The 23,195-nt window shown below is 44.1% G+C and carries 21 protein-coding genes; 8 read left to right on the plus strand and 13 right to left on the minus strand.

Annotation, left to right across the window (positions count from 1 at the left end; genetic code table 11):
• Positions 1-39: 39 nt before the first annotated feature.
• The 7 genes from AC6R16_RS20005 to ispB all read right to left on the minus strand — a co-directional run bounded on the left by AC6R16_RS20005 (position 40) and on the right by ispB (position 9,520).
• On the minus strand, positions 40-684 hold the full coding sequence (locus AC6R16_RS20005; RefSeq protein ID WP_500675513.1) for an HAD family hydrolase: 645 nt from the start codon (positions 682-684) through the stop codon (positions 40-42).
• 55 nt (positions 685-739) lie between these two features.
• Entirely contained in the window at positions 740-1,270 is a 531-nt protein-coding gene (locus AC6R16_RS20010) for an MltR family transcriptional regulator (protein ID WP_069667632.1), read from the minus strand.
• Positions 1,271-1,329: 59 nt separating this feature from the next.
• Positions 1,330-2,478 carry a mannitol-1-phosphate 5-dehydrogenase gene (locus AC6R16_RS20015; RefSeq protein ID WP_500675514.1) on the minus strand — a complete coding sequence of 383 codons (1,149 nt, stop codon included), beginning with the start codon at positions 2,476-2,478 and terminating at the stop codon, positions 1,330-1,332.
• 114 nt (positions 2,479-2,592) lie between these two features.
• Positions 2,593-4,545 (minus strand): PTS mannitol transporter subunit IICBA, encoded by a 1,953-nt coding sequence (locus AC6R16_RS20020; RefSeq protein ID WP_500675515.1) that lies wholly within the window; start codon positions 4,543-4,545, stop codon positions 2,593-2,595.
• Between the two features lie 496 nt (positions 4,546-5,041).
• Positions 5,042-6,121, minus strand: coding sequence for a TRAP transporter substrate-binding protein (locus AC6R16_RS20025; RefSeq protein WP_500675516.1), 1,080 nt, complete (start codon positions 6,119-6,121; stop codon positions 5,042-5,044).
• A 267-nt stretch (positions 6,122-6,388) separates the two neighbouring features.
• On the minus strand, positions 6,389-8,149 hold the full coding sequence (locus tag AC6R16_RS20030) for a bifunctional lysophospholipid acyltransferase family protein/GNAT family N-acetyltransferase (RefSeq protein ID WP_500675517.1): 1,761 nt from the start codon (positions 8,147-8,149) through the stop codon (positions 6,389-6,391).
• A gap of 399 nt (positions 8,150-8,548) precedes the next feature.
• Complete coding sequence (gene ispB / locus AC6R16_RS20035) at positions 8,549-9,520, minus strand: octaprenyl diphosphate synthase (protein ID WP_171324755.1); 972 nt, start codon at positions 9,518-9,520, stop codon at positions 8,549-8,551.
• A gap of 268 nt (positions 9,521-9,788) precedes the next feature.
• On the opposite strand from ispB, the gene rplU reads away from it, so the two are divergent.
• The 6 genes from rplU (at position 9,789) to folA (ending at position 13,712) form a co-directional block, all read left to right on the plus strand.
• The gene (gene rplU / locus AC6R16_RS20040) at positions 9,789-10,100 is read left to right on the plus strand and encodes a 50S ribosomal protein L21 (RefSeq protein ID WP_000271393.1); all 312 of its coding nucleotides are present in this window, start codon (positions 9,789-9,791) and stop codon (positions 10,098-10,100) included.
• A gap of 20 nt (positions 10,101-10,120) precedes the next feature.
• A complete protein-coding gene (gene rpmA, locus AC6R16_RS20045; RefSeq protein WP_004409945.1) occupies positions 10,121-10,378 on the plus strand; it encodes a 50S ribosomal protein L27 in 258 nt (85 codons plus the stop codon).
• A gap of 306 nt (positions 10,379-10,684) precedes the next feature.
• The gene (gene cgtA, locus AC6R16_RS20050) at positions 10,685-11,857 is read left to right on the plus strand and encodes an Obg family GTPase CgtA (RefSeq protein ID WP_171324753.1); all 1,173 of its coding nucleotides are present in this window, start codon (positions 10,685-10,687) and stop codon (positions 11,855-11,857) included.
• Between the two features lie 116 nt (positions 11,858-11,973).
• Complete coding sequence (locus AC6R16_RS20055; RefSeq protein ID WP_239826785.1) at positions 11,974-12,741, plus strand: threonine/serine exporter family protein; 768 nt, start codon at positions 11,974-11,976, stop codon at positions 12,739-12,741.
• Positions 12,723-13,211, plus strand: coding sequence for a threonine/serine exporter family protein (locus AC6R16_RS20060; RefSeq protein WP_500675518.1), 489 nt, complete (start codon positions 12,723-12,725; stop codon positions 13,209-13,211). The genes AC6R16_RS20055 and AC6R16_RS20060 overlap by 19 nt, the downstream gene beginning before the upstream one ends.
• 18 nt (positions 13,212-13,229) lie before the next feature.
• Positions 13,230-13,712: a type 3 dihydrofolate reductase gene (folA, locus tag AC6R16_RS20065; RefSeq protein WP_500675519.1), complete on the plus strand. Its 483-nt coding sequence runs from the start codon at positions 13,230-13,232 to the stop codon at positions 13,710-13,712.
• Between the two features lie 179 nt (positions 13,713-13,891).
• Here folA and apaH read toward each other — a convergent pair whose 3' ends face one another.
• The 6 genes from apaH to lptD form a co-directional block, all read right to left on the minus strand.
• Positions 13,892-14,713, minus strand: coding sequence for a bis(5'-nucleosyl)-tetraphosphatase (symmetrical) ApaH (gene apaH, locus AC6R16_RS20070; RefSeq protein ID WP_500675520.1), 822 nt, complete (start codon positions 14,711-14,713; stop codon positions 13,892-13,894).
• Between the two features lie 9 nt (positions 14,714-14,722).
• Positions 14,723-15,100 carry a Co2+/Mg2+ efflux facilitator ApaG/CorD gene (gene apaG / locus AC6R16_RS20075; protein ID WP_272283180.1) on the minus strand — a complete coding sequence of 126 codons (378 nt, stop codon included), beginning with the start codon at positions 15,098-15,100 and terminating at the stop codon, positions 14,723-14,725.
• A 68-nt stretch (positions 15,101-15,168) separates the two neighbouring features.
• Positions 15,169-15,975 (minus strand): 16S rRNA (adenine(1518)-N(6)/adenine(1519)-N(6))-dimethyltransferase RsmA, encoded by an 807-nt coding sequence (gene rsmA / locus AC6R16_RS20080; RefSeq protein ID WP_171324741.1) that lies wholly within the window; start codon positions 15,973-15,975, stop codon positions 15,169-15,171.
• 12 nt (positions 15,976-15,987) lie between these two features.
• Positions 15,988-16,980 carry a 4-hydroxythreonine-4-phosphate dehydrogenase PdxA gene (gene pdxA / locus AC6R16_RS20085; RefSeq protein ID WP_500675521.1) on the minus strand — a complete coding sequence of 331 codons (993 nt, stop codon included), beginning with the start codon at positions 16,978-16,980 and terminating at the stop codon, positions 15,988-15,990.
• Entirely contained in the window at positions 16,970-18,268 is a 1,299-nt protein-coding gene (gene surA, locus AC6R16_RS20090) for a peptidylprolyl isomerase SurA (protein ID WP_500675522.1), read from the minus strand. The genes pdxA and surA overlap by 11 nt, the downstream gene beginning before the upstream one ends.
• Before the next feature lie 55 nt (positions 18,269-18,323).
• Complete coding sequence (gene lptD, locus AC6R16_RS20095; protein WP_500675523.1) at positions 18,324-20,708, minus strand: LPS assembly protein LptD; 2,385 nt, start codon at positions 20,706-20,708, stop codon at positions 18,324-18,326.
• 147 nt (positions 20,709-20,855) lie between these two features.
• On the opposite strand from lptD, the gene djlA reads away from it, so the two are divergent.
• Both djlA and AC6R16_RS20105 read left to right on the plus strand, forming a co-directional pair.
• Positions 20,856-21,710, plus strand: a complete 855-nt coding sequence (gene djlA / locus AC6R16_RS20100; protein WP_500675524.1) for a co-chaperone DjlA — start codon at positions 20,856-20,858, stop codon at positions 21,708-21,710.
• A 506-nt stretch (positions 21,711-22,216) separates the two neighbouring features.
• On the plus strand, positions 22,217-23,101 hold the full coding sequence (locus tag AC6R16_RS20105) for an HD-GYP domain-containing protein (RefSeq protein WP_500675525.1): 885 nt from the start codon (positions 22,217-22,219) through the stop codon (positions 23,099-23,101).
• Positions 23,102-23,195: the final 94 nt, after the last annotated feature.

Genomic DNA, 23,195 nt, shown 5'->3' on the forward strand with positions numbered 1-23,195 from the left:
CCGAGGCAATGTGCCTCGGCTTTTTGTTATTGGTGAAGATTAAAATGAATCAAGCAACGGGATGAGTTGTTCCAAGCTCTCTACTACGGTTATCTTATCGATGATTTCTGTCTGGGGTGGTAACAGATCTGGCACCATGACCACAGGACAACCCGCTGCCAATGCCGCTTTGACTCCGTTATTTGAATCTTCTAAAACTAAGCATTCTTCAGCTTTGAAGCCGAGACGAGTGTAAGCCATTTGGTAGCAGTCAGGACAAGGTTTACCGCGCTCTACATCTTCTGCTGTGATGACTAAATCAAATTGAAGCAAGTAGTCGCTGGTGGTGAAATTGTATTTGACCTCAGCAAGGTGTGAGGAGGTGACAATGGCTGTTGCGAGTCCACGTCGCTTAATGTCTTGGAATAGTTGGTCAAAACCGGGTTTGAAAGCGATGCCATTGGATCTTAAGCGATGAAAATGGGCGTCACGAGCCTGTTTATAGCGAGATAGATCGAGTGCATCTTGAAAGTATTCCGCGAGAATCCGTTCGCATTCAGGGTCTTGAACACCGATGAATTGCTGATAGAAGTCGTCGCTTAAGTCGAGATTTTGTTCACTAGCGGCATACTGCCAGCTCAGTTTGTAGATGGACTCGGTATCAAAGATAAGCCCATCCATATCGAAAAGAACCGCTTTTAACATGATGTCTCCTGTTGTAAGTCAATAGGAGGCTGACAAGGGGTAGTCGTCGTTGTTATTAGAATGGGCTCTCTTTGCCGAGTTCATTACATATCTCGACAATTGCCAGTGAGAGCCCTGATTTTATGATCTGTTGTTGACGTTGAAGCTGTAGCTGGTAGAAATCAAGATCTATGTCGTCATCAGGTTCGGCGACTTCAAGCTGTACCATGCCCATTTTTTTAACCAAGTTGAGCTTTTTGATTGGTTGTAAAACGTTAGGGTCAGTGAACTGATAATCAGCAGCGTCACTGTTAAGTTCATTTTTAATTTTGATGATGTCTTCTATGTCGTGATAGACATCATTAGGTAGAACACCTAAGCCAAACAGTAACTTCAAACGGACAGATAAATCGCCTAATGGACCGGAGTCATGGAGCAACGGACCAACAACCGACTGCACCGCAAAGTTATCTTTCTGAAAGATTCTTTGCATTAGTGCATCAATTGAGTCATTAAATACGTCAACGGCAGCAATAAAAAAGCCGCGTACCGATGGGGCGCTATTTAATCGCTCTATAATGTCGGTTTCATTAATTTTGTCTGCCATATACTGAACTAAAACTTTTTGTTGATAGAGGAGGAGAGCTCTCCTCCCCGTATTTGTTGTTATAGTGCTGCGAAAAAGGATTCGATTTGCGCAACTTCTTCGCTGTTTTCATCCAAACCTGTGTACCTTGCTAGCGTGTGGCGAATGCCATGTTCTTGCAAAGAGGTTTGTAGCTCAACTGCTTGCGGATCATCCTCACTCTTATACTTGAGAGCTGCGGCGATACCCTTTAAAAGCGTTTGATTTTCAGTGCCATACTCAATTGTACCTAGTAATGGCTTCACTAATCTATCATTTGCACCTAATTTGCGAATTGGTTGGCGGCCAACGCGGTCGACTTCATCAACCAAATATGGATTAGCGAATCGACTTAGAATTTTTTCGATATAAGCGATGTGTAATTCGCGATCAAAGCCATAGCGACGAATCAGGACTTCACCACTTTCGAACATTGCTTGTTTTACATCCGCTCTAATTTCTGGGTCTTCAATAGCCTGACGTATGGTTTGGTGGCCTTTCAAGCAACCTAAATAAGCCGTGATGCAGTGACCAGTATTGAGAGTAAACAACTTACGCTCAACGAAGGCCATTAGGTTATCGGTTTTCTCCATGCCAGAAATGTCGGGAATTTCACCTTTAAACTGCTGCTCGTCAACAATCCACTCGCTAAAGCTTTCAACAGTGACTTCAAGTGGATCATCGTTGGCGGCTTCTGCGGGTGGCACAATGCGGTCAACGGCTGAATCGACAAAGCCAACCAACTCATCAGCTTTACCATGCAGTGAGCTATCTAGGTGTTTATAGACTTCACCTTTGAGGTGAGTGGTGCCACGAACCATGTTTTCGCAGGCGATAATATTAAGCGGTGATTCATTACCAGATTCAAAGCGCTTTGTGATACCTGTTGCGATTGTTTTCGCAATGATATCCAACACATTTGGACCAACGGCGGTGGTGACCAAATCGGTTTTCGCTATACGCTCAATCACATCTTCACTTGCTGAGTTGACCGCTGTCACGTGAGTAACGGTCTCGATTTGGCACTCAGTGCCCACAACTTTAACCTTGTACTCTTGTTTGTGACTGAGTTGATCGACAAGTGGAGTATCCACATCAGCGAACGTGACTTCAACATCCGCGTCAGCAAGTAGCTTTCCAATAAAACCGCGACCGATATTGCCTGCACCAAAATGAACTGCATTTTTCATAATTTACCTACCAAATAAAAGAATAAAAATTAACGACTCTAGGGTGAGGCCAACTGCATAGGGGGTGACAGTCGACCTCGTTTGCTCTCAGGAGCAAAGGTTTTGAGTGAAGGATTAAGCGGCTTGTGGATTCCCTAAAATATTGAGAATCTTGGCCACATCTTGAGTGCTGGTTAGCGTTTCAATCGCTTCAGGTTCATCGAGTGCATTAGTGATGGTAGTGATCACTTGAATGTGTTCATCATTTTTAGCGGCAATACCAATAACCAGTTTGGCGACATCATCTTGGTCATCAGTAAATTGAATACCTGCTGGATATTGGCAGATGACAATTCCGGTTTTCTTTACTTTGTCTTTTGCTTCAATGGTACCGTGAGGGACAGCAATAGACTCGCCTAAATAAGTTGGGACCAATTTCTCGCGCTCAAACATGGCATCAACGTAGTCTGGTTCTACGTAGCCCATTTCAACCAGTTTGTTACCTGCAAAACGAATCGCGTCTTCTTTGTTGCTAGCGGTTAATCCTAGATGGATGTTTTCTGGTGCGATTTGGAAAACAGAAGGCTGCTGAGGCTCATAGCTGTCATCGTTGGCTGCGAGTACAGAGGCTTTGACGTTGTGCTCGTCATTTGCGGCAGCCCCTTTTTGAGCGGCAAGAAGCTTAGTGACGAGTTGGTTGTACATTTCACTGTCTAAGAAGTTAGTCAGAGAAATATGGTGGGCATTCGGAGCATGCTTGCGAGCACGATCCGTTAGATCTTTGTGGGTAATCACGATATCAGCGCTCTCAGTTAGGTTATTAATGGCTAGATTGTTTACATCAATGCTTAGACCTGCATCTTGGACTTTTTTACGCAGCATGCTCGCGCCCATTGCGCTAGAGCCCATGCCTGCGTCACAAGCGACAATAATGCTGGTTACGTTTGCAAGGTCGATGTTGCCTTTGTTTTGAGCGTTGACCGCTGAATCTGATTTTGCGCCAGACTTCATTTCTTTCATTTGCGAAGTAGCTTTTTGTAATGCCGCTTTGTCGCCATCTTCTTCCGTTGAGGTTTGAGTCTTCATCAGCAAGGCAGCAACTGTAAATGAAACACCAGTAGCGGCTGCAATAGAAGCTAATACACCAACGATAGAGCCTTTCTGCGTCATCAATAGAATGGCAAAAATAGAACCTGGAGAAGCTGGAGAGACGATGCCCGCATTAAACATGACGAGGACGAATACGCCTGTCATACCGCCAGCAATTGCAGCTAGGATAAGACGCGGATTCATTAAGATATACGGGAAGTAAATCTCGTGGATACCGCCAAAGAAGTGAATGATTGAAGCGCCACCTGCAGTTTGACGAGCAGTCCCTTTACCGAAAACCATGTAAGCCAACAGAATACCTAAACCAGGGCCTGGGTTTGCTTCGATTAGGAAAAAGATCGACTGACCGGCTTCAGAAGCTTGCTGAATACCTAGTGGTGAGAAGATTCCATGGTTGATCGCATTGTTGAGGAACAGAATCTTCGCCGGCTCAACAAAAATAGAGGTCAAAGGAAGAAGGTGTGCTGAGACTAGGAAGTTAACGCCAGCCGCTAGGCCACCAGAAAGAACTTTGACAAAAGGTCCAATGAACATGAATGCCAAAATTGCACATAGCATACCGATGATGCCAGCAGAGAAGTTGTTGACCAACATCTCAAAGCCGCTTTTCACTTTGCCATCAATGTAGTTGTCGAATTTTTTAATTGCCCAACCACCCAGAGGGCCGACCATCATCGCGCCCATAAACATTGGTATATCAGTACCAACGATGACGCCCATGGTAGTGATGGCACCAACAACCGCACCGCGATCGCCACCAACAAGTTTACCGCCGGTATAACCGATAAGGAGCGGTAGTAAGTAAGTGATCATTGGGCCAACCATAGCCGCTAGCGTTTCATTAGGTAGCCAGCCAGTTGGAATAAAGAGTGCCGTGATAAAGCCCCATGCGATAAACGCACCGATGTTCGGCATTACCATGTTAGACAGAAAACGACCAAAATTTTGTATCTTGATCTTAGCATCTGGTGATATCATAAGAGTTCCCCGTTCGATGTTCTGATGAATATTGTAGTAGTACGGTTCGCCAAAACCGCTTGATTGCTTAGTACCCAATCAATTTACCACACAAATTCACTTTGGAACTGACAACGGGTTTTTTGTGATTAGTCGCAAATAAAACACTTCTACCTAATAGTATTTAAGCGATCTAGTTCAAGTATTTTGGGTGTAACTTTTTTACAAATTAGAATTCACTCTTTTGTCAACAAATATTAATCGATCAATGTCTTGTTTTTGGTTTTTTAATATCCCAATTCTTTGTGATTTAGATCACTTTGTATCTTCTTTGATTATTCAAATTAACTATTAATGTGATCTCTGTTTGATTTTGTTGTGGGGAGGAAAGGTGCTTTGTTGTGACTAATGTCACATTGAGCTTCTTTCTGTAACTAAGTAACACATCCTAGCCAGGCAAGTTTGTATCTATTTAAGGCAGATCGCGTGGCAGAGTCTCCTCTGCCACAAAGTTGAGTTAGTTGGTATCTAGGTAAGCTTTAGAAGAGATGTCAGTCCATGCACGTACTTTAGTTAAGTATTGTCTTTGTGACTCAATAATTTCTTTCGCTAATGCGTCGCTGCTAGCCTGCTGTTCAAGCAATTCGGTGGTTGCGGTTTGCATCGCTTTTAACACTTCTGGTGGGAAGTCCCTTACTTTTATATCTGGGTACTCCGCACTCATTGTCGCCCAACTATTTGCATTTGCATCGACTGCCTGAGTGTACATATCAAATGCTGCCACTCGGAATGCTGTTTCCAATATTGTTTGTAGATCTTTAGGTAGTGAATCCCATTTCTTTTTGTTCACTAAGAACTGAGTTTCCGAACCCGGTTCATGCCACGCCGTGTAGTAATAAGGCGCGATTTTCTGAAAGCCCATTCTAAGGTCAAATGCAGGACCTACCCATTCCAGTGCGTCAATGGTTCCTCGCTCCAATGAGGTATAGAGTTCTCCCGGAGCAATGTTGGTTGGTTTTGCACCTACTTTTGCCATCACTTCACCAGCAAAGCCTGGAATACGAATTTTAAGTCCTTTTAGATCGTCTACTGAGTTGATCTCTTTTTTAAACCAGCCACCCATCTGAATGTCAGAGTTACCGCCTGGGAAAGAAAGAAGGTTGTGTGGTGCATAGACTTTTTCCATTAACTCCATACCGCCACCGCGATAAAACCAAGCATATTGCTCAGTAGAGATCATACCAAATGGCATGGAGGAGAAGTATAACGTGTTAGGTACTTTACCTTTCCAATAGTAGGAGCTTGAGTGGCCCAAGTCGTATTGCCCAGACTTGACCATATCGAATATCCCTAACGGGGCTTTGTGTTTGTTAGCGGAATCAATACGAATTTTTAGGCGACCGTTTGACATCTCTTCGGCGAGCTTGGCCATGTTCTTGGTGGCATCACCTAAGATGGGGGTATTCGGTCCCCAAGTTTCGGCAAGTTTTAAGCGATAGACTTTCTCTGCTGCAAGTGCAGAGAATGAACTAAGAGCAAGTGATAATGTTAGCATTCCTGCTAATAGTGAGCGCAGTTTCAGCTTGGATGGCAACATAACTAAGCGACTTCCTTATTGTTGTGTTTTGTTATCTCACCTAGCTTTTATCTTGTTGTTTTTTTCGTCAATCTCATTTGTAACTGATCCTGAAAGTAATCTTAGTTTTAATCTCTATAACTGTGTTCTCATCCAGTTCAATTCCCTAGGTGTAAAGGTCGCTTCTATTGCAATCGAACGATTAGTGAGGTGTTGTAAGCAGATAATCTGGATAACAAAAGTGCTGCCTTGGTCACGCAGCACTTAGGGGAGGGAGACATGACTTCTCTAGATCTCAAGATGATGGGATTTTAAGTAAGCCTCAGCTTGGCTAGCACCCATATATCTCGCTAAGGTTTTGAGTGGAACATCTCTAAGATCAACCATGATCAAGCCATCAAGTGCGTTATTAAAGGCTGGATCAACGTTAAAGGATACAAGCTTCCCATTTAGTCCAAGGTATTGCCTCAATAGAACAGGCACGCCTTTGCCATCATCGATTCTGGCAATGACCCGTGATAATAGATGCAGATCGGCAAGGGCTGTGAGCATGCTTGTATTCCAGCTCGGAGTGCTAGTTGATAATGGGTTAGAAGGGGTGACGTACTCGGCTTTTTCGGAGTCATAGTGATGAAGAGTCATGGTCTCTGCGAGTAATTGCCGTGTTTGTTCACTATAATCGTTGCTAATACTGACCGGGCCAAACAGGTGGGTATACTCTGGGTTCCTATCTACATAAGCAGCAATGCCCTTCCAAAGCAGCAATAGTGGCGCCATACTCTTCTGATACTTTTTATCGATTACAGAGCGCCCCATTTCTATAGATTGACTCATGGTATCGATAAAAGGCTGTTCAAAGTTAAACAAAGTTCTCGAGTAAAGCCCCTTAATTCCATGCTTACTAATGAGTTGATCTACCAGTCCTAGTCGATAAGCGCCGACGAGGCATCGATGCTCTCTATCCCAAATAAAGAGATGTAAGTAATCACGATCAAACTCGTCGAGATCAAGATCCAGACCTGTTCCTTCCCCAACTTGGCGAAAGTTATATTCTCTCAGGCGCCCAATCTCATGCAATATCGAAGGGATATGCTCGGCGGTTGTACAGTAGACGTCAAACTCCGCGCTCGAAAGCAATAAATGATCTTTGGGCATAGTGCTGAGATCCGCTTCGAGATCATCAATGGGGAGTTGAGTGGCGATAGGTAGAAAAGAGCTAGAGGGTAAGCTTTGTTTTTGCTGCGTCAGTATCTTGCTTTGTAACAAGTAGGTATTTAAGCGCAGGTAGTTGACGATTTGAGTGTCTGTGAGCCCATTGACCTCTTTGTATTTGATCGCTGAGCCGATAGAGATTTGAATCTTCTGATGCGTTTTATTGAGCAACTCTCGGCCAAGCATCAAGGTGCGCAGTAAAGGATGTACTTTCCCCGCGAGATAAAAGCGTTGAGAGTTTTGACCATCGATAAACACCGGAATGGTGGTTGCTCTTGATTTACGAATCAAACTACTGACTGAGCGACTCCACTCTTTGTCTTCAAGGCGCTGCGCTTTTCTATCGACTAACTGTGAGACCTCTCCAGCAGGAAACAGCAGCAGTAGACCACCTTGCTCTAAATGCTGGTGGGCTTTACGAAGTGCTTTTAGGTTGGCCTTGTGAGCATTCTGTCCTTCGAATACATCCACGCCAATAAAGAGCTCATCGAGTTCAGGAACCGTTTTTAGGTATTGATTGGCGAGGATCTGAACATCACTTCGTATTTGCAGTAGCAACTCGGCGAGAATCACGCCTTCGACGCAGCCTAGCGGATGGTTGGCGACAATTACAGTCGACCCCGATTGTGGAATATGGCTTAGCGAACCTTTACATACCTGATAGTCAATACCCAGCACTTCAAGAGTGAAGCGAAGAAAGGCTTGAGTATCACAGCCAGCAGGGCGCTGGGCATAAAATTTATCGAGCTTATTGAGACCAGTTGCCCACTCAGTAAAGCTCTCTCCTAAGCGAAATGGGGTCTTTTTCGGTAAACGAAACGGACTAGAAACTTCCATAGCATCCTCAAAATGTTAGTGGGTCGAAATGAGGATAGGTATGGGATGTTGCAGAAAGGCTTCAGCGAGATGAGAGTTAGATGATCCCCTTATGACGTTTTGATTACTAAAGGCGAACTTGGGGAGGTGATGAGCAAAGAATGCAACAATGAATTATTTAAGCGTCCTAAAAAATATATTGCTCACAAAATGTACTAAGGTCATGTTAAAGATCAACCTTTAGTGCTAGGTTTTAATAGCGGGTGAGGTTATTAAAGCTTTGGAGCGCAAAGACTCTATGCATAGTAACCAGTCAATTTACCTTCGATTTGCTGAACTGGAACTCTCTCTAATAAAGAGAGAAACGGGAACCTAGAGGTTCCCGTTGTTGTATATGCTGCTATATTACTGTCGCAAAAATTAGCTCGTGCGATGAACAGCCATGTGAGCAAGCGTGACGAGTGCTTGTTTATATTCAGACTCTTCCAATACCTTGAGCTCAGCAATGGCTTTATCTGCCTCCTGGTAAGCTTTTTGGCGTGTGTACTCTAAAGAACCGGTTTGTTCCATTGCTTCGAGAATATCGTTCAAGCGTTCCATGCCATTGGATTTTTCAATTGCTTCACGAATCATCTCCGTTTGTTCTGCACTGCCGTTACGCATTGCATAAAGAAGAGGTAAGGTCGGTTTACCTTCAGCAAGGTCATCCCCAACATTCTTGCCCATCTCTTTACCATCAGAAGTGTAATCCATCACGTCGTCAATCAGCTGGAATGCGGTTCCGAGGTATTTACCGTAATTCTGTAAGGCAAGCTCTACCTCTTCAGGTGCTTCATTTAGGATGGCACCAATCTGGGTTGCCGCTTCAAACAAGCGAGCCGTCTTAGAGTAGATCACTTGCATGTAGCTTTCTTCGGTGGTGTCAGGGTCGTTACAGTTCATCAGTTGTTGAACTTCACCTTCAGCAATGACGTTTACCGCGTCACTCATTAGCTTAAGGATCTTTAATGATCCTAGCTCCGTCATCATTTGGAATGAGCGTGTATATATAAAGTCGCCCACCAAAACGCTCGCGGCATTACCAAAGGCAGCATTGGCTGTGGCTTTACCACGTCGCATGTCTGATTCATCGACGACATCGTCATGCAGTAGAGTCGCGGTATGAATAAACTCAATAAAAGCGGCTGCGGTGGTATGAGCCTCTCCTTTATAGCCAAGTGCTTTAGCTGACAGAACAGCTAAAAGAGGACGTATACGCTTGCCGCCACCGCTAACGATGTAGAAACCCAGTTGATTGATTAAAGAGACATCAGAGTTGAGTTGTGCGTGAATTGTTTCATTCACTTTTGCCATGTCATCGGCGGTGAGTGCTTGGATAGCTTTAAAATCCATTGTAATTCCGGCTGAAGTTAGAACTAGTAAGGTATTCTTATCTGTTTTAATTGCTGAATAATACACTAAAAAACGTTGATTAATACATGGTTAAAGGGCATCATCTGGGCACTTTTCATTGGCGATTAGCTTTTCGCCAATTTTTTCAAAATATGGCTTGTCATAGGTGCGACCTTTCTGTAGAATCTGCGCCCTATTGATGATTAGTTTAGCGCACACCCTTGATGCTCAAATAGCATACGGCTGTGCGGAAAAAGCGGAGTAAGATATGTACGCTGTTTTCCAATCTGGTGGTAAACAACACCGTGTAAGCGAAGGTCAAACTCTTCGTTTAGAGAAATTAGACGTTGAAACTGGTGCAACTGTTGAATTTGATAAAGTTCTTCTTGTTGCTAACGGTGAAGACATTAAAGTGGGTGCTCCTCTAGTAGAGGGCGGTAAAGTAGTTGCTGAAGTTGTACAACACGGTCGTGGCGATAAAGTTAAAATCGTTAAGTTCCGTCGTCGTAAGCACTCTCGTAAGCAACAAGGTCACCGTCAGTGGTTCACGGAAGTGAAAATCACTGGTATCAACGCTTAATCGATTAGGAGAGTTTAACAATGGCACACAAAAAAGCTGGTGGTTCTACTCGTAACGGCCGCGATTCAGAAAGCAAACGTCTAGGTGTTAAGCGTTTCGGTGGTGAGTCTGTTCTTGCAGGTAACATCATCGTTCGTCAACGTGGTACTAAGTTCCACGCTGGTACTAACGTTGGTATCGGTAAAGACCACACTCTATTCGCTCTTACTGAAGGTAAAGTGAAGTTCGAAGTGAAAGGTCCTAAAAACCGTAAATTCGTTAGCATCGAAGCTGAGTAATTTAAACCTAGTTTAAATCACTTATTAGCTTTCAAGCTGAATTCAAAAGCCCTGCCGATTCGGCGGGGTTTTTTATTTATGGTAGCTCAAGAGATAGCTTTGAAACGTGGAATCTATACTAAGGCACTTTGAAAAAAGTCCCTCAATATGTATTCCTAGTTGGCAGAACGATCGAAGATCAAGGTGATCGATCTGAAAATGGAATCTGCTAGAATTTATATCATTCACTTCTCCCTAAAAAATAGGGTGTTTTGAGATGATATTTGCAACGCAGCTGCGATAAGTAGCACAAGGGCGGAGTAAGAGATGAAATTCGTTGATGAAGCGGTAGTAAAAGTTCAAGCCGGTGATGGCGGTAACGGTGTAGTGAGTTTCTGGCGTGAGAAATTCGTTGCGAAAGGTGGCCCTGATGGTGGCGACGGTGGTGACGGTGGTGATGTATACATCCAAGCAGATGAAAACCTTAACACGCTAATTGATTATCGCTTCCAGCGCTTCTATGAAGCTGAGCGTGGTGAAAATGGTCGTGGCGGTAACTGTACGGGTAAGCGTGGTAAAGACAAAGTGCTTCGCGTGCCTGTTGGTACTCGTGCTGTTGACATTCACACCAATGAAATCGTTGCTGAAGTTGCTGAACATGGCAAAAAAGTCATGGTGGCAAAAGGCGGTTGGCACGGTTTGGGTAACACCCGCTTTAAATCGTCAGTAAACCGAGCACCACGTCAAAAGACGTTAGGTACTAAAGGTGAAATTCGCGAAGTTCGTTTAGAGCTATTGCTACTTGCTGATGTGGGTATGCTTGGATTGCCGAATGCAGGTAAGTCGACATTTATTCGCTCAGTATCTGCAGCGAAGCCAAAAGTGGCGGACTACCCATTTACAACGCTGATCCCGAGTCTTGGTGTAGTGAGTGTTGTTCCAGAGAAGAGCTTTGTTGTTGCGGATATTCCAGGTTTGATTGAAGGTGCTGCTGATGGTGCTGGCCTTGGTATCCGTTTCTTGAAGCACTTAGAGCGTTGTCGCGTTCTGCTGCATATGATCGATATTATGCCGATTGATCAAAGCGATCCTGTGCAAAATGCACTAACTATCATTGATGAGCTAGAGCAATACAGCGAGAAGCTAGCAGACAAGCCGCGTTGGCTGATCTTCAACAAGGTTGATCTGATGCCTGAAGAAGAAGCGAACGAAGTAATTCAAAATATTATCGATGCTTTAGGCTGGGAAGAGGATTACTACAAGATCTCTGCAGTGAATAAACAGGGTACCAAAGAGCTTTGTTATAAACTGGCTGACTTTATGGAAAGCCTACCGCGCGAAGAGGAAGAAATCTCTGAAGAAGAGAAAGTCGACTTCATGTGGGATGATTACCATAAAGATGCAATCGCAGGTGACGATGTTATCACTGAAGATGATGACGACTGGGATGATTGGGACGATGAAGAAGATGACGGTCACGTTGTCTACGTCCGCGAATAACAGTGCATAAAATTTATAGCCGCAATATCTATTGCGGTTTTTTTGTGTCTAAATCAAATCACTACAGTGAATTTCTCTGCACAATAAAGAGCATTCTAAAGGAGTAGGATAGAATCATGGCATCTAAACAACGGGCGGTGTCTCGTTTAATCGCCCAAGCTGGGCAAATGCTTTTGGCACATGGCGCTGAAAGTACCCTCGTTGGCGATCTTATGCGCCGCTTCGGTTTCGCCGCAGGTATGGATGAAGTTGAAGTTTCATTATCTGCAAGTTCATTAGTCGTCACCACCGTTTACCAAGAACACTGTATTACCACCGCCCGTCGTTGCCCTGATCGCGGTATTAATATGCGAGCAATTACTCAGGTGCAACGAATCTGCATTATGCTCGAACGTGGCATTATTGATTACTCTTTAGCGCAGCAGCAGCTAGATAAGATTAGCCCTGAACGATACAACCGCTGGTTAGTTGTGTTTATGATCGGGCTGTCATGCGCTGCATTCAGTCACTTAGCGGGTGGTGACTGGGTCGTGTTTGCGATGACTTTTATTGCTTCATCGGTCGGTATGGTAGTAAGACAAGAAATTGGTCATCGCCATTTCAATCCATTAATGAACTTTACCGCAACGGCATTTGTCACCACGGTAGTTTCAGCGCAAGCGGTTATCTACGAGCTGGGTAATTCTCCTTCACTGGTCATGGCCTCTTCGGTTTTGATGCTCGTCCCCGGTTTCCCTCTAATTAACTCAGTCGCAGATATGCTTAAGGGCTATATCAACATGGGCATAGCACGCTTTGTGATGGCGAGTTTACTGACTCTGGCAACAAGTCTCGGTATCGTTGCAGCGATGAGCTTAGTGGGTGTATGGGGGTGGGTAGCATGATCTCTTTAGAGCTAACAATGGGCTTACTCAATGACATGTTGTTTGCTGCCATTCCTGCTGTCGGCTTTGCCTTGGTGTTTAATGTGCCGCAAAAGGCGTTAATTTATTGTGCTTTGGGGGGATCTATTGGTCATGGTTCGCGTTATTTGATGATGCATTTTGGTATTCCCATTGAATGGGCGACTTTCTTTGCGGCTATGATCGTCAGTATGGTCGGTATTCATTGGTCAGCGCGCTTTTTGGCTCACCCGAAAGTGTTTACTGTCGCGGCTCTGATTCCAATGGTACCTGGTGTATTTGCCTTTAAAGCCATGATTGCTTTAGTTGAATTGAACCATCGAGGATACAGTCCTGAGCTTGTCGCGATGTTGATGGAGAATTTCCTTAAAGCAATGTTCATTATCGCGGGACTAGCAGTTGGCTTAGCCATGCCTGGGTTGCTATTCTATCGCCGCAAACCCATCGTTTAGAATCCAAGGAGTTACTCAATGATCATCAGCATGATCGCCGCAATGGCCAATGATCGCATTATCGGCAAAGACAATCAGATGCCATGGCATTTACCGGCTGACTTCGCTTGGTTTAAGCGCTCAACAATGGGCAAACCGGTTGTGATGGGACGTAAAACCTATGACTCAATTGGACGTCCGTTACCGGGCAGACAAAATATTGTGATTAGCCGTGATGCATCTCTAGAGATTGAAGGCGTTGATACGGTAACTTCTATTGAAGAAGCACTGCAAGTGGCAGGGGATGTCGAGGAAGTGATGATCATTGGTGGTGGTACTATCTATGAGGCTTGCCTACCTAAAGCCAATAAATTATATGTCACTCATATTGAAGCCGAGGTTCAAGGCGATACCCAGTTCCCGGCATGGAGTGATGAGTTTAAAGAAACTTACTCCGAGTCGTATTCTGCCGATGAGAAGAATGCTTACGATATGCGTTTTGTCGTGCTTGAGAGAAATTGATTGGAACGGATTAACATTAGTAAAAACTAGAGTTGACTGCTGTTGTAAACTCTAGTTTTCTAGTTTTCTAGTTTTCTAGTTTTCTAGTTTTCTAGTTTTCTAGTTTTCTAGTTTTCTAGTTTTCTAGTTTTCTAGTTTTCTAGTTTTCTAGTTTTCTAGTTTTCTAGTTTTCTAGTTTTCTAGTTTTCTAGTTTTCTAGTTAACGCCTTTTGAGTAAAGAACTGCTTATCTTCCCATCGCAGCATAGTCAGATGACCGCCCCAGACACAGCCGGTATCTAAACCAATCACCTCTTCTCCGGCATAACCTTCAAGCGCTGCCCAATGACCAAATAGTACAGTCTTTTCGAGCGGCACTCTGTCTTTCACCTTGAACCAAGGCACGAGATTGTCGTTATTTATTTCGCTCGGTGGAAGTTTGCAGTCCATATCTAGTCGGCTATCTGCTGAGCAAAAACGCATCCGGGTAAAGGCATTAATAATGTATCGATAACGCTCGATACCTTGTAAAGAGTCTTGCCACAGGTCTGGTTGATTGGAGTACATGTTTTCAATCAGCCAAGGCCATTTTTCGCTACGCAATATGGTTTCCACTTCACTTGCTGCTTGGCGAGCATGCTCCAAAGACCACTGAGGGGAGATGCCTGCATGACACATCACAAACTCATCGTGCTCGGCTAACAGGGGTTGCTCTCTTAACCAGTCAAGCAGTTGTTGTTTATCATCGGCAGCAAAAATAGGCGCAGTTTTGTCTTTGTTTTTAACTTTGAATAACCCTAGCGAGACCGCAAGAAGATGCAAATCATGGTTGCCCAAAATGACCTTGGCAGAGGAACCTAAAGAACGAACAAAGCGCAGTACCTCAAGCGATTTTGGTCCTCTGGCAACGAGATCGCCAGCAATCCACAGCGTGTCGTGCTCCGAGTCGAAGGCGATTTTATCTAACAATAATAAGAGCTCATCAAGGCAACCTTGTAGGTCACCGACAATGTATGTAGCCACGGATGTACCTTAGTTAAGAATATTGGGGATGGCGAGCCTAAATGGTTCAATCTCAGCGATGAACTCATTGCCATCTTGGTCATGCATAATGTATTGCCCTTGCATCACGCCAACAGGAGTCTCGATCACCGTACCACTGTTATAAGTGTATTCGTCACTTGCTGGGATAACAGGCTGCTGGCCAACCACGCCTTCTCCCTCAACGGTCATTTGTTTGCCGTTGGCATCAGTAATCAGCCAGCGTCGGCTGATGAGTTGTACTGTTTGTTGGCTAAGATTTTTGATCGTAATGATGTAGGCAAAAACGTAGCGTTTTGCATCGGGTTGAGATTGGTCGGGAATGTATTTGGTATGGACTTGGACTTTAATACAAGGGGTAGCTTCCATGTAAACTCCTATGCAAAGCCAAAAAAAGGGTGATAAATCTGCAATTTATCACCCTTAATATATAGCGCTTATTTGTGGTTGGCGTCTAGCCAGTTTGCCATATCGACAAATTGTTCTAGGGTGAGATTCTCTGGACGCATACTCGGGTTAACTCCGAGTTGCTCAAGAATCTCAGCACTAAGTAGTGCTTTATAACAGTTGCGAACTGTTTTACGGCGTTGGTTAAAGCCTTCACGACACACGCGATCAAGCCATTTTAAGCTTGTCACTGGGTGAGGGATCTCTTCGTAAGGAACAAGGCGTACCACAGCAGAATCCACTTTTGGTGGCGGAACGAATGCTGTAGGTGGAACTTCTAGTACAGGAACAACCTTACAGAAGTATTGAGCCATTACGGTTAAACGGCCGTAAGCTTTAGTCCCAGGGCCTGCTGCTAAACGGTTAACTACCTCTTTTTGCAGCATAAAGTGCATGTCTTGCACATCTTTATGAAACTCAAATAGATGGAACATCAATGGCGTAGAGATGTTGTACGGCAGGTTACCAAAAATACGCAGCTTGTTGTTTGGCTTTACTAGCTGAGTGAAGTCGAAGCGCATTGCATCGCCTTCATGAATAGTCAGCTTGTCACCTAAATCAGGGTGGTTGCGTAGACGCTCTGCCAGATCGCGGTCAAGCTCAATAACCGTAAACTTGTCGACTTCTTTACCTACAGGCTCAGTTATAGCACCTAGGCCAGGACCGATCTCAACTAGGTTCTGACCAGGTTTTGGGTTGATTGCAGAGACAATTCCATCAATGATGTAAGGATCATTTAGGAAGTTTTGACCAAAGCGTTTTCTTGCTTTGTGTCCTAAGTGGACATCGTTTCTCATAGTATTCTCAAATTAATTCGATTTCTTATCGACTAGCTCTATCGCATGAGCCAAAGCCGTTCTAAAGCTTCCTGTATCCGCATTGCCAGTCCCTGCAAGGTCAAGTGCGGTGCCGTGATCAACGGAGGTCCTTATAAACGGCAAGCCCAAGGTAATGTTCACCGAGCGGCCAAAGCCTTTATATTTTAATACAGGAAGTACCTGATCGTGATACATCCCGAGCACTGCATCGGCATCTTGCAAATATTTTTCATTGAAGATGGTATCTGCAGGCAAAGGACCAATGAGGTTGATACCTTTCTCTTGGCGCAGTCTGTTTAGGGTTGGAGTGATGGTTTCAATCTCTTCCATGCCGAGCACACCATCTTCTCCTGCATGCGGGTTCAAGCCACAAACGTAGATTTTAGGCGAAGATATCGCGAATTTTTCCACCAAATCTTTGTTTAGGATGTTGATGATCTTCTCTAATCTTTCTTCTGTAACTGCCTGCGATACATAAGCAAGTGGGATATGTGTGGTGACTAAGGCCACTCTGAGCCCTTCGGTCGCTAACATCATTACCACAAGTGGTGTGTTGGATTTCTCGGCGAAGAATTCTGTATGACCGCTAAATGCCACACCAGCGCGATTTATCACCCCTTTATGCACAGGGCCGGTGACAATAGCATCAAATTCATTATTCATACAGCCTAATGCGGCTCTTTCTAATGTTTTTAATACATATTGACCGTTAGCTTCATCGAGCTGACCTGCAACGGCAGGATTAGTTAAAGGGATATGGTCAACCACTAGTGTTCCCGCTTTTTGAGCGACCACGTCACTATTGGCTTGATAGTCAATTAGTTCGACACAAATACCAAGCTGAGCTGCACGCTCAGCTAGCATCTGTTTGTCTGCGCAGACCACGATTTGATGGCTCCAATTTTCTTTGGAAAGAGCAAGAACCAAGTCGGGGCCAATGCCTGCAGGTTCACCTGCAGTAACAATAATGCGCTTAACGGTCATTTTGATCGTCTTCCTCAACCACTTCGACGAAGGCACTTGCACGGATCTCTTGCAGCCAAGCACTCGCTTCTTCATTGAACTTGCGGTTAAACAGAATTCGGTAAGCTTTGTTCTTTAGAGCTGAGTCAGTACGGTCAACCTCACGGCGATCGATAACTTCAACAATGTGCCAACCATGAACCGTTTTAAATGGTTCACTAATCTGGCCGACAGGTAAAGTGTCAACTTGGTGCTTAAACTCAGGGACGTAGAGATCAGAAGTTTGGTAGCCTAGCTCACCATCTTGAGCAGCAGAACCAGGATCTTGGCTGTATTGCTGCGCCATTTCACCAAAGGTTGTTTCACCAGCTTTAATGCGACGGATTATCTCGTTGAGATCGTTTTGTACACCCTCATCGCTAAGAATGACGGTTGGTTTGATAAGAATATGGCGGGCATTGACTTCGGTAACCGCGACAGTCTCTAGGCCTTTAACATCTTCGATCTTGATAATGTGGAAACCAACGCCGCTTCGAAATGGACCAATAATGCTGCCTTTGTTTTGTAGATTAATTTGATCAGCAAAGATGGTTGGCATTTCCTCTTTACGCATCCAGCCCCAATCACCACCTTGCAGTGCTTTAGGACCTTTTGAGTAGGTGTAAGCCATAGTGCTAAAATCTGCACCATTTTTTAACTCTTTAACCAGTTGGTTAGCTTCTGTTTCAATCGCTGACTTATCATCACCGTCATCGACGCGTAGCTGAATGTGACCGATCTTGTATTGAACCGTTGCATTCGTCTCTTGAGCAAGAATATTCGCTAGATTGTCTACTTCCGCAGGTAAGATATTGATGCGGCGACGTACCAGTGCATTACGTGCTTCACTGGCTGCTATTTCTTTACGAATTTGTTCACGAAACTCCGCGTAGCTTAAGCCTTCCTCCGCTATTGAAGTACTAAGCTGTTCAACGGTTTGGTCGTTGTTTTTGGCGATCTCAGTAATCGCTTCATTGAGGCGGTTGTCATCGATACGTACACCAATGCGTTCCGCTTCTTGTTGTTGAATTGTATCAACGATAAGTTTCTCGGTAACTTGCTCGATCAACACATCTTCATCAGGCAGCTGTTGGCCGTTCTTCTTTGCATTGGCTTTGAGCGTTTTAATTGATACATCGATATCACTTTGCAGTACCACGCCTTCGTTAACGATCACCGCCACTTTGTCTAGAGGAACAGGCTCGGCATGTACTGTGCTCATTGCACTCGCCGTTAGCAATGCAAGTAAAGTGTGTTTCCAAAATTTCATTGAAAATCCTATAAAAAATAAATAGCTCGCTACGGTTAGACAGCGAGCTACGCAATTAGTTACTTAAAGAGAATGGACGGCCATAACCAAGAGAGTTACCAGCATCATCGAGACCAGCCAAACCTGATCCCGCACCAATTCTGGTGCCAAAACCAATAATACCAAAGTTTAAGCTAAAGTTGTTTTCATATTCTGGCGTCGCATTTGGTGAGCTAGGAAAACCGTTGTCATTAAGGTTATTCCACGCTTTTAACTTATTACTATAGGTAAAACCGATATACCAGCAGTCAGAGGTATAGTTAATTCTCCCCAACCATTCAAGGGAGTTGTGGGTTGTTAGATCGTAAAAATATTGTGCGCTGGCATTCCATTTGCGGGTAATTTGATAGCCAGCCAAGAAGCCAGCTTGAGAAATACCATCTTTAGTAATACTGTCGAGATTGCCAATACTATCTCCTAGCGTAGCCTCGATATACTCTCTTGTTACGTAGCGGTAGTTTCCTTGGATATAACCATCACTAAAGCGGTATTCTAAGGTGCTGTTACCGAGTTGGAGTTCACTAGACTCAATATCATATTGAATGCCACCATGGTAGAAAAGGTAATCATCGTAGTTGAAGTCCATTTCTACCGCCCATGCAGAGAAGTTAGATTTTGAACCTGGGGCTTTGTTTTCTCGGTCCAAATAGAATATTTGACCAAACGAGAGATTAAGGCGTTCTTTGTAGGCGTCATCAAAGAAGCGTGTCGAAGCGCCGTAACTAAATTGATTAGCATCTTTGATTTCATCGACACCACTATACTTACGGCTACGGAATAACCCATAGTAATCGGTTTGCAACAAAGTGGTATCGTACTTACCAATGCTGGTTTGATCTTTTTCAGGCACGTATAAGTATTGAACCTGAGGCTCGAGTGTCTGAGTATAATTGTCAAAAATAACCGTATCTCGCTCTAGGACAATTCCAGCATGAGTTCTAAACTCCGGAATAACACGAGAAACGGTTTCTTCTAAACCGTAGTAAGGGTTGTCTACGTACTTATTAGAGGAATCATCCCAGATTCGTTTGTTGGTCGTATCCACCCCTTCTAAATCTTGCTGATAGTAAGTCCCTAGTAGGCGAGCTTCTGTGGTCCACGTCCCCCAAGTTGTACCGACGGGAATGGTTAAGCCAGGTTCAATATGGACACGAGTCGCAGAGGGTTGACCTTTGGCATCAGTATCGAAACGCGAAACGTGACTGATCATATCGAAGTCTAAATAGCGCATCAGCTCTGGCGCATAGTAATTAAAGCTCAGCTGAGGCAACAATCGATACGGAGTTGCACCTGTGGTTAGGGCTTGAAAATCTCGTGCCAAAAGCGATGCATCCCAATTTTCAGATCGGTAGGACGCACGCCCTTCTTGGATAAGTTGACCATCTTCTTGCTTACCAATGCTCGAATCCATATCCGAGAAATAGCTAATATCACTGACCTTTGAGTAGTCAATTTCAAACTTCCAGTTTTGCTGGAAAATGCCTGAGTGTTGCCATTGAAATCCCCAGCGATCGCCGAGCTCAGGGTTTTTCTTATCATCAACCAGGTATTCAGACTTAATCGTGCTGTAACCCAAATCAGACAAATAGCGGAATTCACTATCCAACTGGTTACCACGTTTTTGCATATGCTTGAAGGTGGTCTTCAAATCATAATTGGGTGCTAAGTTCCAATATACAGGCACCTCCATCTCAAAGCCGTCTTTAGAACCGTAGGAGACTTTCGGGTATAGGAAGCCTGTTTTACGCGTATCGCCAATCGGCACTGTTAAGAAGGGGAGATAGAACACTGGGACATTGACGATCTCAAATCTCGGATTGTAGAAAATCGCTTCTTCTTCATTTTGGTCGATATCTATGCTCGATGCGCGCATACGCCATGAGCTATCCCCTTCAGGACAAGAAGTGATAGTGCCATCTTCGATTTCGTATACTGCTTTGCCCGTTTTCGCAACGTATACTGCTTCACCGCGTCCCGGTTCACATAGGAACTTATAGTTGGTATTTTCTAGCGTGACTTCTTCGGTGTTGAGGTTATTGGTGGCTTTCTCTGAGATGGTTTTAACTTCACCATCACTAAAGGTTACGTTCCCTTCTGCGACAACAATGTTTTCTTGTTGATGCATGGTGACATTATCAGCCAACATGCGTTTTTTGCCTTGAACGACAACTACATTGCCACGATAGGTCGCTTTATCGCCGTTAATGGCTTCTAAGCTGTCTGCTTCAACGTTAACAGGCAGTTGATTTGGATTTTCTGCTTCAGGTTCGTTGATCAAACATTGATCTATAGTGGGCAGTTCCTGCACACTATCGTCTGATATAGTTTCTGCTTGAGTCTGAGGCACTACGAAAGCTGCACTGATTGAAGCGGCTAGCAAGGTGCGGGGAAAACGTAACATCGAGTTTTACTATCCTGTTGAACTTGATATATCCGGTGAATAGGGACCGAACGTAAAATAAATCGGCCCTTATAATAAAGTAATTTACAGCTTACGGCACTATCAGACCGCGACACGAAGAAAAAATTCAGAGATTGAGAGCACATAATGCATATTTTTGGCAAAATTCTCGGCACATTCTTTGGTTTCCTATTTGGAGGCCCATTTGGTGCTGTATTCGGTTTATTTATAGGCCACCAATTCGATAAAGCGCGCCGTTTACGTCAAGCGGGCTTTAATTCTAGCTTTGGCAGCGGGCCAAGTCAGGCTGAGCGTCAGGAAGAGTTTTTTAAAGCTGCATTCGCAGTGATGGGCCATGTCGCAAAAGCGAAAGGGCAAGTGACCCGAGAGGAAATTCAGCTAGCGACCACTATGATGGAGCGCATGAATCTTCATGGTCAACAACGAAAAGCTGCTCAAGATGCTTTCAGAGAAGGTAAAGAAAGCGACTTCCCACTTGAGACTGTATTAGAAAGAGTGCGAATTTCATCTGCTGGTCGCTTTGATCTGATGCAATTCTTCTTAGAGCTACAAATTTCTGCAGCTTTTGCTGATGGCGATATTCACCCAAGTGAACGTAATGTATTGCATAAAATTGCTCGCGGGCTTGGCTTTTCCTCAGAGCAACTTGAGCAACGTTTACGTATGCAGGAAGCGGCGTTCCGATTCCAGCAAGGAGGGTTTGGTGGTCAGTCGAGTGGTGAACACTCTCATCACTCAGGGAGCAGTTGGCAACAAGCCTCTACCGCAGATCAGCTCAGCGATGCCTTTAAGCTGCTGGGCGTGGACGGCAGTGCAGATTCGAAAACAGTCAAACGAGCCTATCGTAAGCTGATGAATGAACATCACCCAGACAAACTGATGGCAAAAGGTTTACCACCTGAGATGATGAATGTTGCAAAAGAAAAAGCGCAAGAAATTCAGAACGCTTATGATTTGATTAAGAAAACGAAAGGTTTCTGAGCGCTGCTAGTTTATACTCATAAAATCCCCCCAGAGAGTACGAATTAGTACTCTCTTGTTCCCTTCCTCACAGTAATATCATCGAATATATCGATGTTTTAATCGGTTAGATGGTTAGTTATTGAAGCTCTTTCTATGACGCTTTTTGTGTTGGATCAATTTAGTCTAAGATTAGGCAGCATCTTCTTGGTAAGGAGCAGAAAACTGCATCTACACTTACCTTTGAATGGAAGCTAGAGCGGTTAGAAACAATGGAAGTAACAACTAGGAAAGTAGAGGCAAACATCACTTGTCATCACCTGCTTAATCGGCAGTTAGCTCACCTCCAGGAGCGAATAAAAGTCCATCTACCGAAATTAGATAAAATATGTTTTGCACTTTATGATACTCGAGATCATCTGCTTAGAAGTTATGCCGATAGCTCTTCTCTGTCCTTGAGTCTGATACATTTTGAAGCTCCACTGAGTTCACTACCGTATCTTAAACAGTGTATAGAAAGTAGAACAGTGACGATCCTGCCAGATATCGATTGTTTGCGTTCGTCCCCTTATATCAATTCACTTGTCGAAGACGGTTATCAATCTTCAGTCGCTATCCCTGCGTTTAATGCTCAGCAATTTAGAGGTTTTGTTTTCCTCAACTCTCATCACAAAGACGCATTTAATGAAAATGGGATTGAAGCTGTTAAGCCTTATCTTAACATGCTTGAAGCGACCATATTTTCAGAGTATCAGTTGGTTGACCGGTTAGTTGAAAAAGCTAACAAACTAGTGGCGCGCTCTCCTGTGTATCAAAGAGAATCAATTAGCCATAAGCAGCGTGTTTCAAGCTACACCAACCTCATTGCTTTAGAGTTGGCGGATAGATACGACTTTGACGATGAGTTTGTGGAACACTTAACTTTGTTCTCTCAATATCATGATTTGGGTAAAGTAATGATATCACCTGAATTACTTTGTAAGCAGCAAGCGCTTGCAGCGGAAGAAGTCGCTGAGTTACGTCGCCATGTTATCTATGGTGAAGATTTAGTAGCGAAATTTATCACTGAGCTTGAAGCTGACAATCACCGCAGTGCTCAGCTGTTTCGCGATATTGTTTCTTTTCACTACGAATTTTTAGATGGGAGCGGTTACCCTCATCAATTGTGTGCCGGAGCGATTCCTATCAGTGCGAAGATAGTGTGTGTTGCTAACATATTTGATGCCCTTACCACCCATAAACCCTATAAACAGGCTTGTTCCGTGCCTTACGCTCTTTTAGAGCTGGAGAAAATGGTTTTTGATAACAAACTAGATACGGATTGTGTCAACGCTTTACGTAAGCACCAAGCCCAACTTGATACGATCATCCAACGTTATCCAGAGAGAGACCCATTAGAAGGGCTGTATTAGAGAATGGTACTTACTGGAAAAATGAAAAAAGGCGTAGTAGGAATTAACCTGCTACGCCTTTTCTAATATGGTGGCCCCTCGCAGACTTGAACTG

Source organism: Vibrio sp. R10-SG3-ISO10 (assembly GCF_059834185.1).

Excerpts from the sequence above, each read along its gene's own strand:
- AC6R16_RS20060 (WP_500675518.1), top strand. The coding sequence starts at position 12,723 with ATGGGGGTGGGTAGCATGATCTCTTTAGAGCTAACAATGGGCTTACTC.
- AC6R16_RS20015 (WP_500675514.1), bottom strand. The coding sequence starts at position 2,478 with ATGAAAAATGCAGTTCATTTTGGTGCAGGCAATATCGGTCGCGGTTTT.
- rpmA (WP_004409945.1), top strand. The coding sequence starts at position 10,121 with ATGGCACACAAAAAAGCTGGTGGTTCTACTCGTAACGGCCGCGATTCA.
- apaG (WP_272283180.1), bottom strand. The coding sequence starts at position 15,100 with ATGGAAGCTACCCCTTGTATTAAAGTCCAAGTCCATACCAAATACATT.
- AC6R16_RS20005 (WP_500675513.1), bottom strand. The coding sequence starts at position 684 with ATGTTAAAAGCGGTTCTTTTCGATATGGATGGGCTTATCTTTGATACC.
- folA (WP_500675519.1), top strand. The coding sequence starts at position 13,230 with ATGATCATCAGCATGATCGCCGCAATGGCCAATGATCGCATTATCGGC.
- cgtA (WP_171324753.1), top strand. The coding sequence starts at position 10,685 with ATGAAATTCGTTGATGAAGCGGTAGTAAAAGTTCAAGCCGGTGATGGC.
- djlA (WP_500675524.1), top strand. The coding sequence starts at position 20,856 with ATGCATATTTTTGGCAAAATTCTCGGCACATTCTTTGGTTTCCTATTT.
- surA (WP_500675522.1), bottom strand. The coding sequence starts at position 18,268 with ATGAAATTTTGGAAACACACTTTACTTGCATTGCTAACGGCGAGTGCA.
- rsmA (WP_171324741.1), bottom strand. The coding sequence starts at position 15,975 with ATGAGAAACGATGTCCACTTAGGACACAAAGCAAGAAAACGCTTTGGT.
- AC6R16_RS20055 (WP_239826785.1), top strand. The coding sequence starts at position 11,974 with ATGGCATCTAAACAACGGGCGGTGTCTCGTTTAATCGCCCAAGCTGGG.
- AC6R16_RS20020 (WP_500675515.1), bottom strand. The coding sequence starts at position 4,545 with ATGATATCACCAGATGCTAAGATCAAGATACAAAATTTTGGTCGTTTT.
- AC6R16_RS20010 (WP_069667632.1), bottom strand. The coding sequence starts at position 1,270 with ATGGCAGACAAAATTAATGAAACCGACATTATAGAGCGATTAAATAGC.
- lptD (WP_500675523.1), bottom strand. The coding sequence starts at position 20,708 with ATGTTACGTTTTCCCCGCACCTTGCTAGCCGCTTCAATCAGTGCAGCT.
- ispB (WP_171324755.1), bottom strand. The coding sequence starts at position 9,520 with ATGGATTTTAAAGCTATCCAAGCACTCACCGCCGATGACATGGCAAAA.
- AC6R16_RS20030 (WP_500675517.1), bottom strand. The coding sequence starts at position 8,149 with ATGGAAGTTTCTAGTCCGTTTCGTTTACCGAAAAAGACCCCATTTCGC.
- AC6R16_RS20025 (WP_500675516.1), bottom strand. The coding sequence starts at position 6,121 with ATGTTGCCATCCAAGCTGAAACTGCGCTCACTATTAGCAGGAATGCTA.
- pdxA (WP_500675521.1), bottom strand. The coding sequence starts at position 16,980 with ATGACCGTTAAGCGCATTATTGTTACTGCAGGTGAACCTGCAGGCATT.
- rplU (WP_000271393.1), top strand. The coding sequence starts at position 9,789 with ATGTACGCTGTTTTCCAATCTGGTGGTAAACAACACCGTGTAAGCGAA.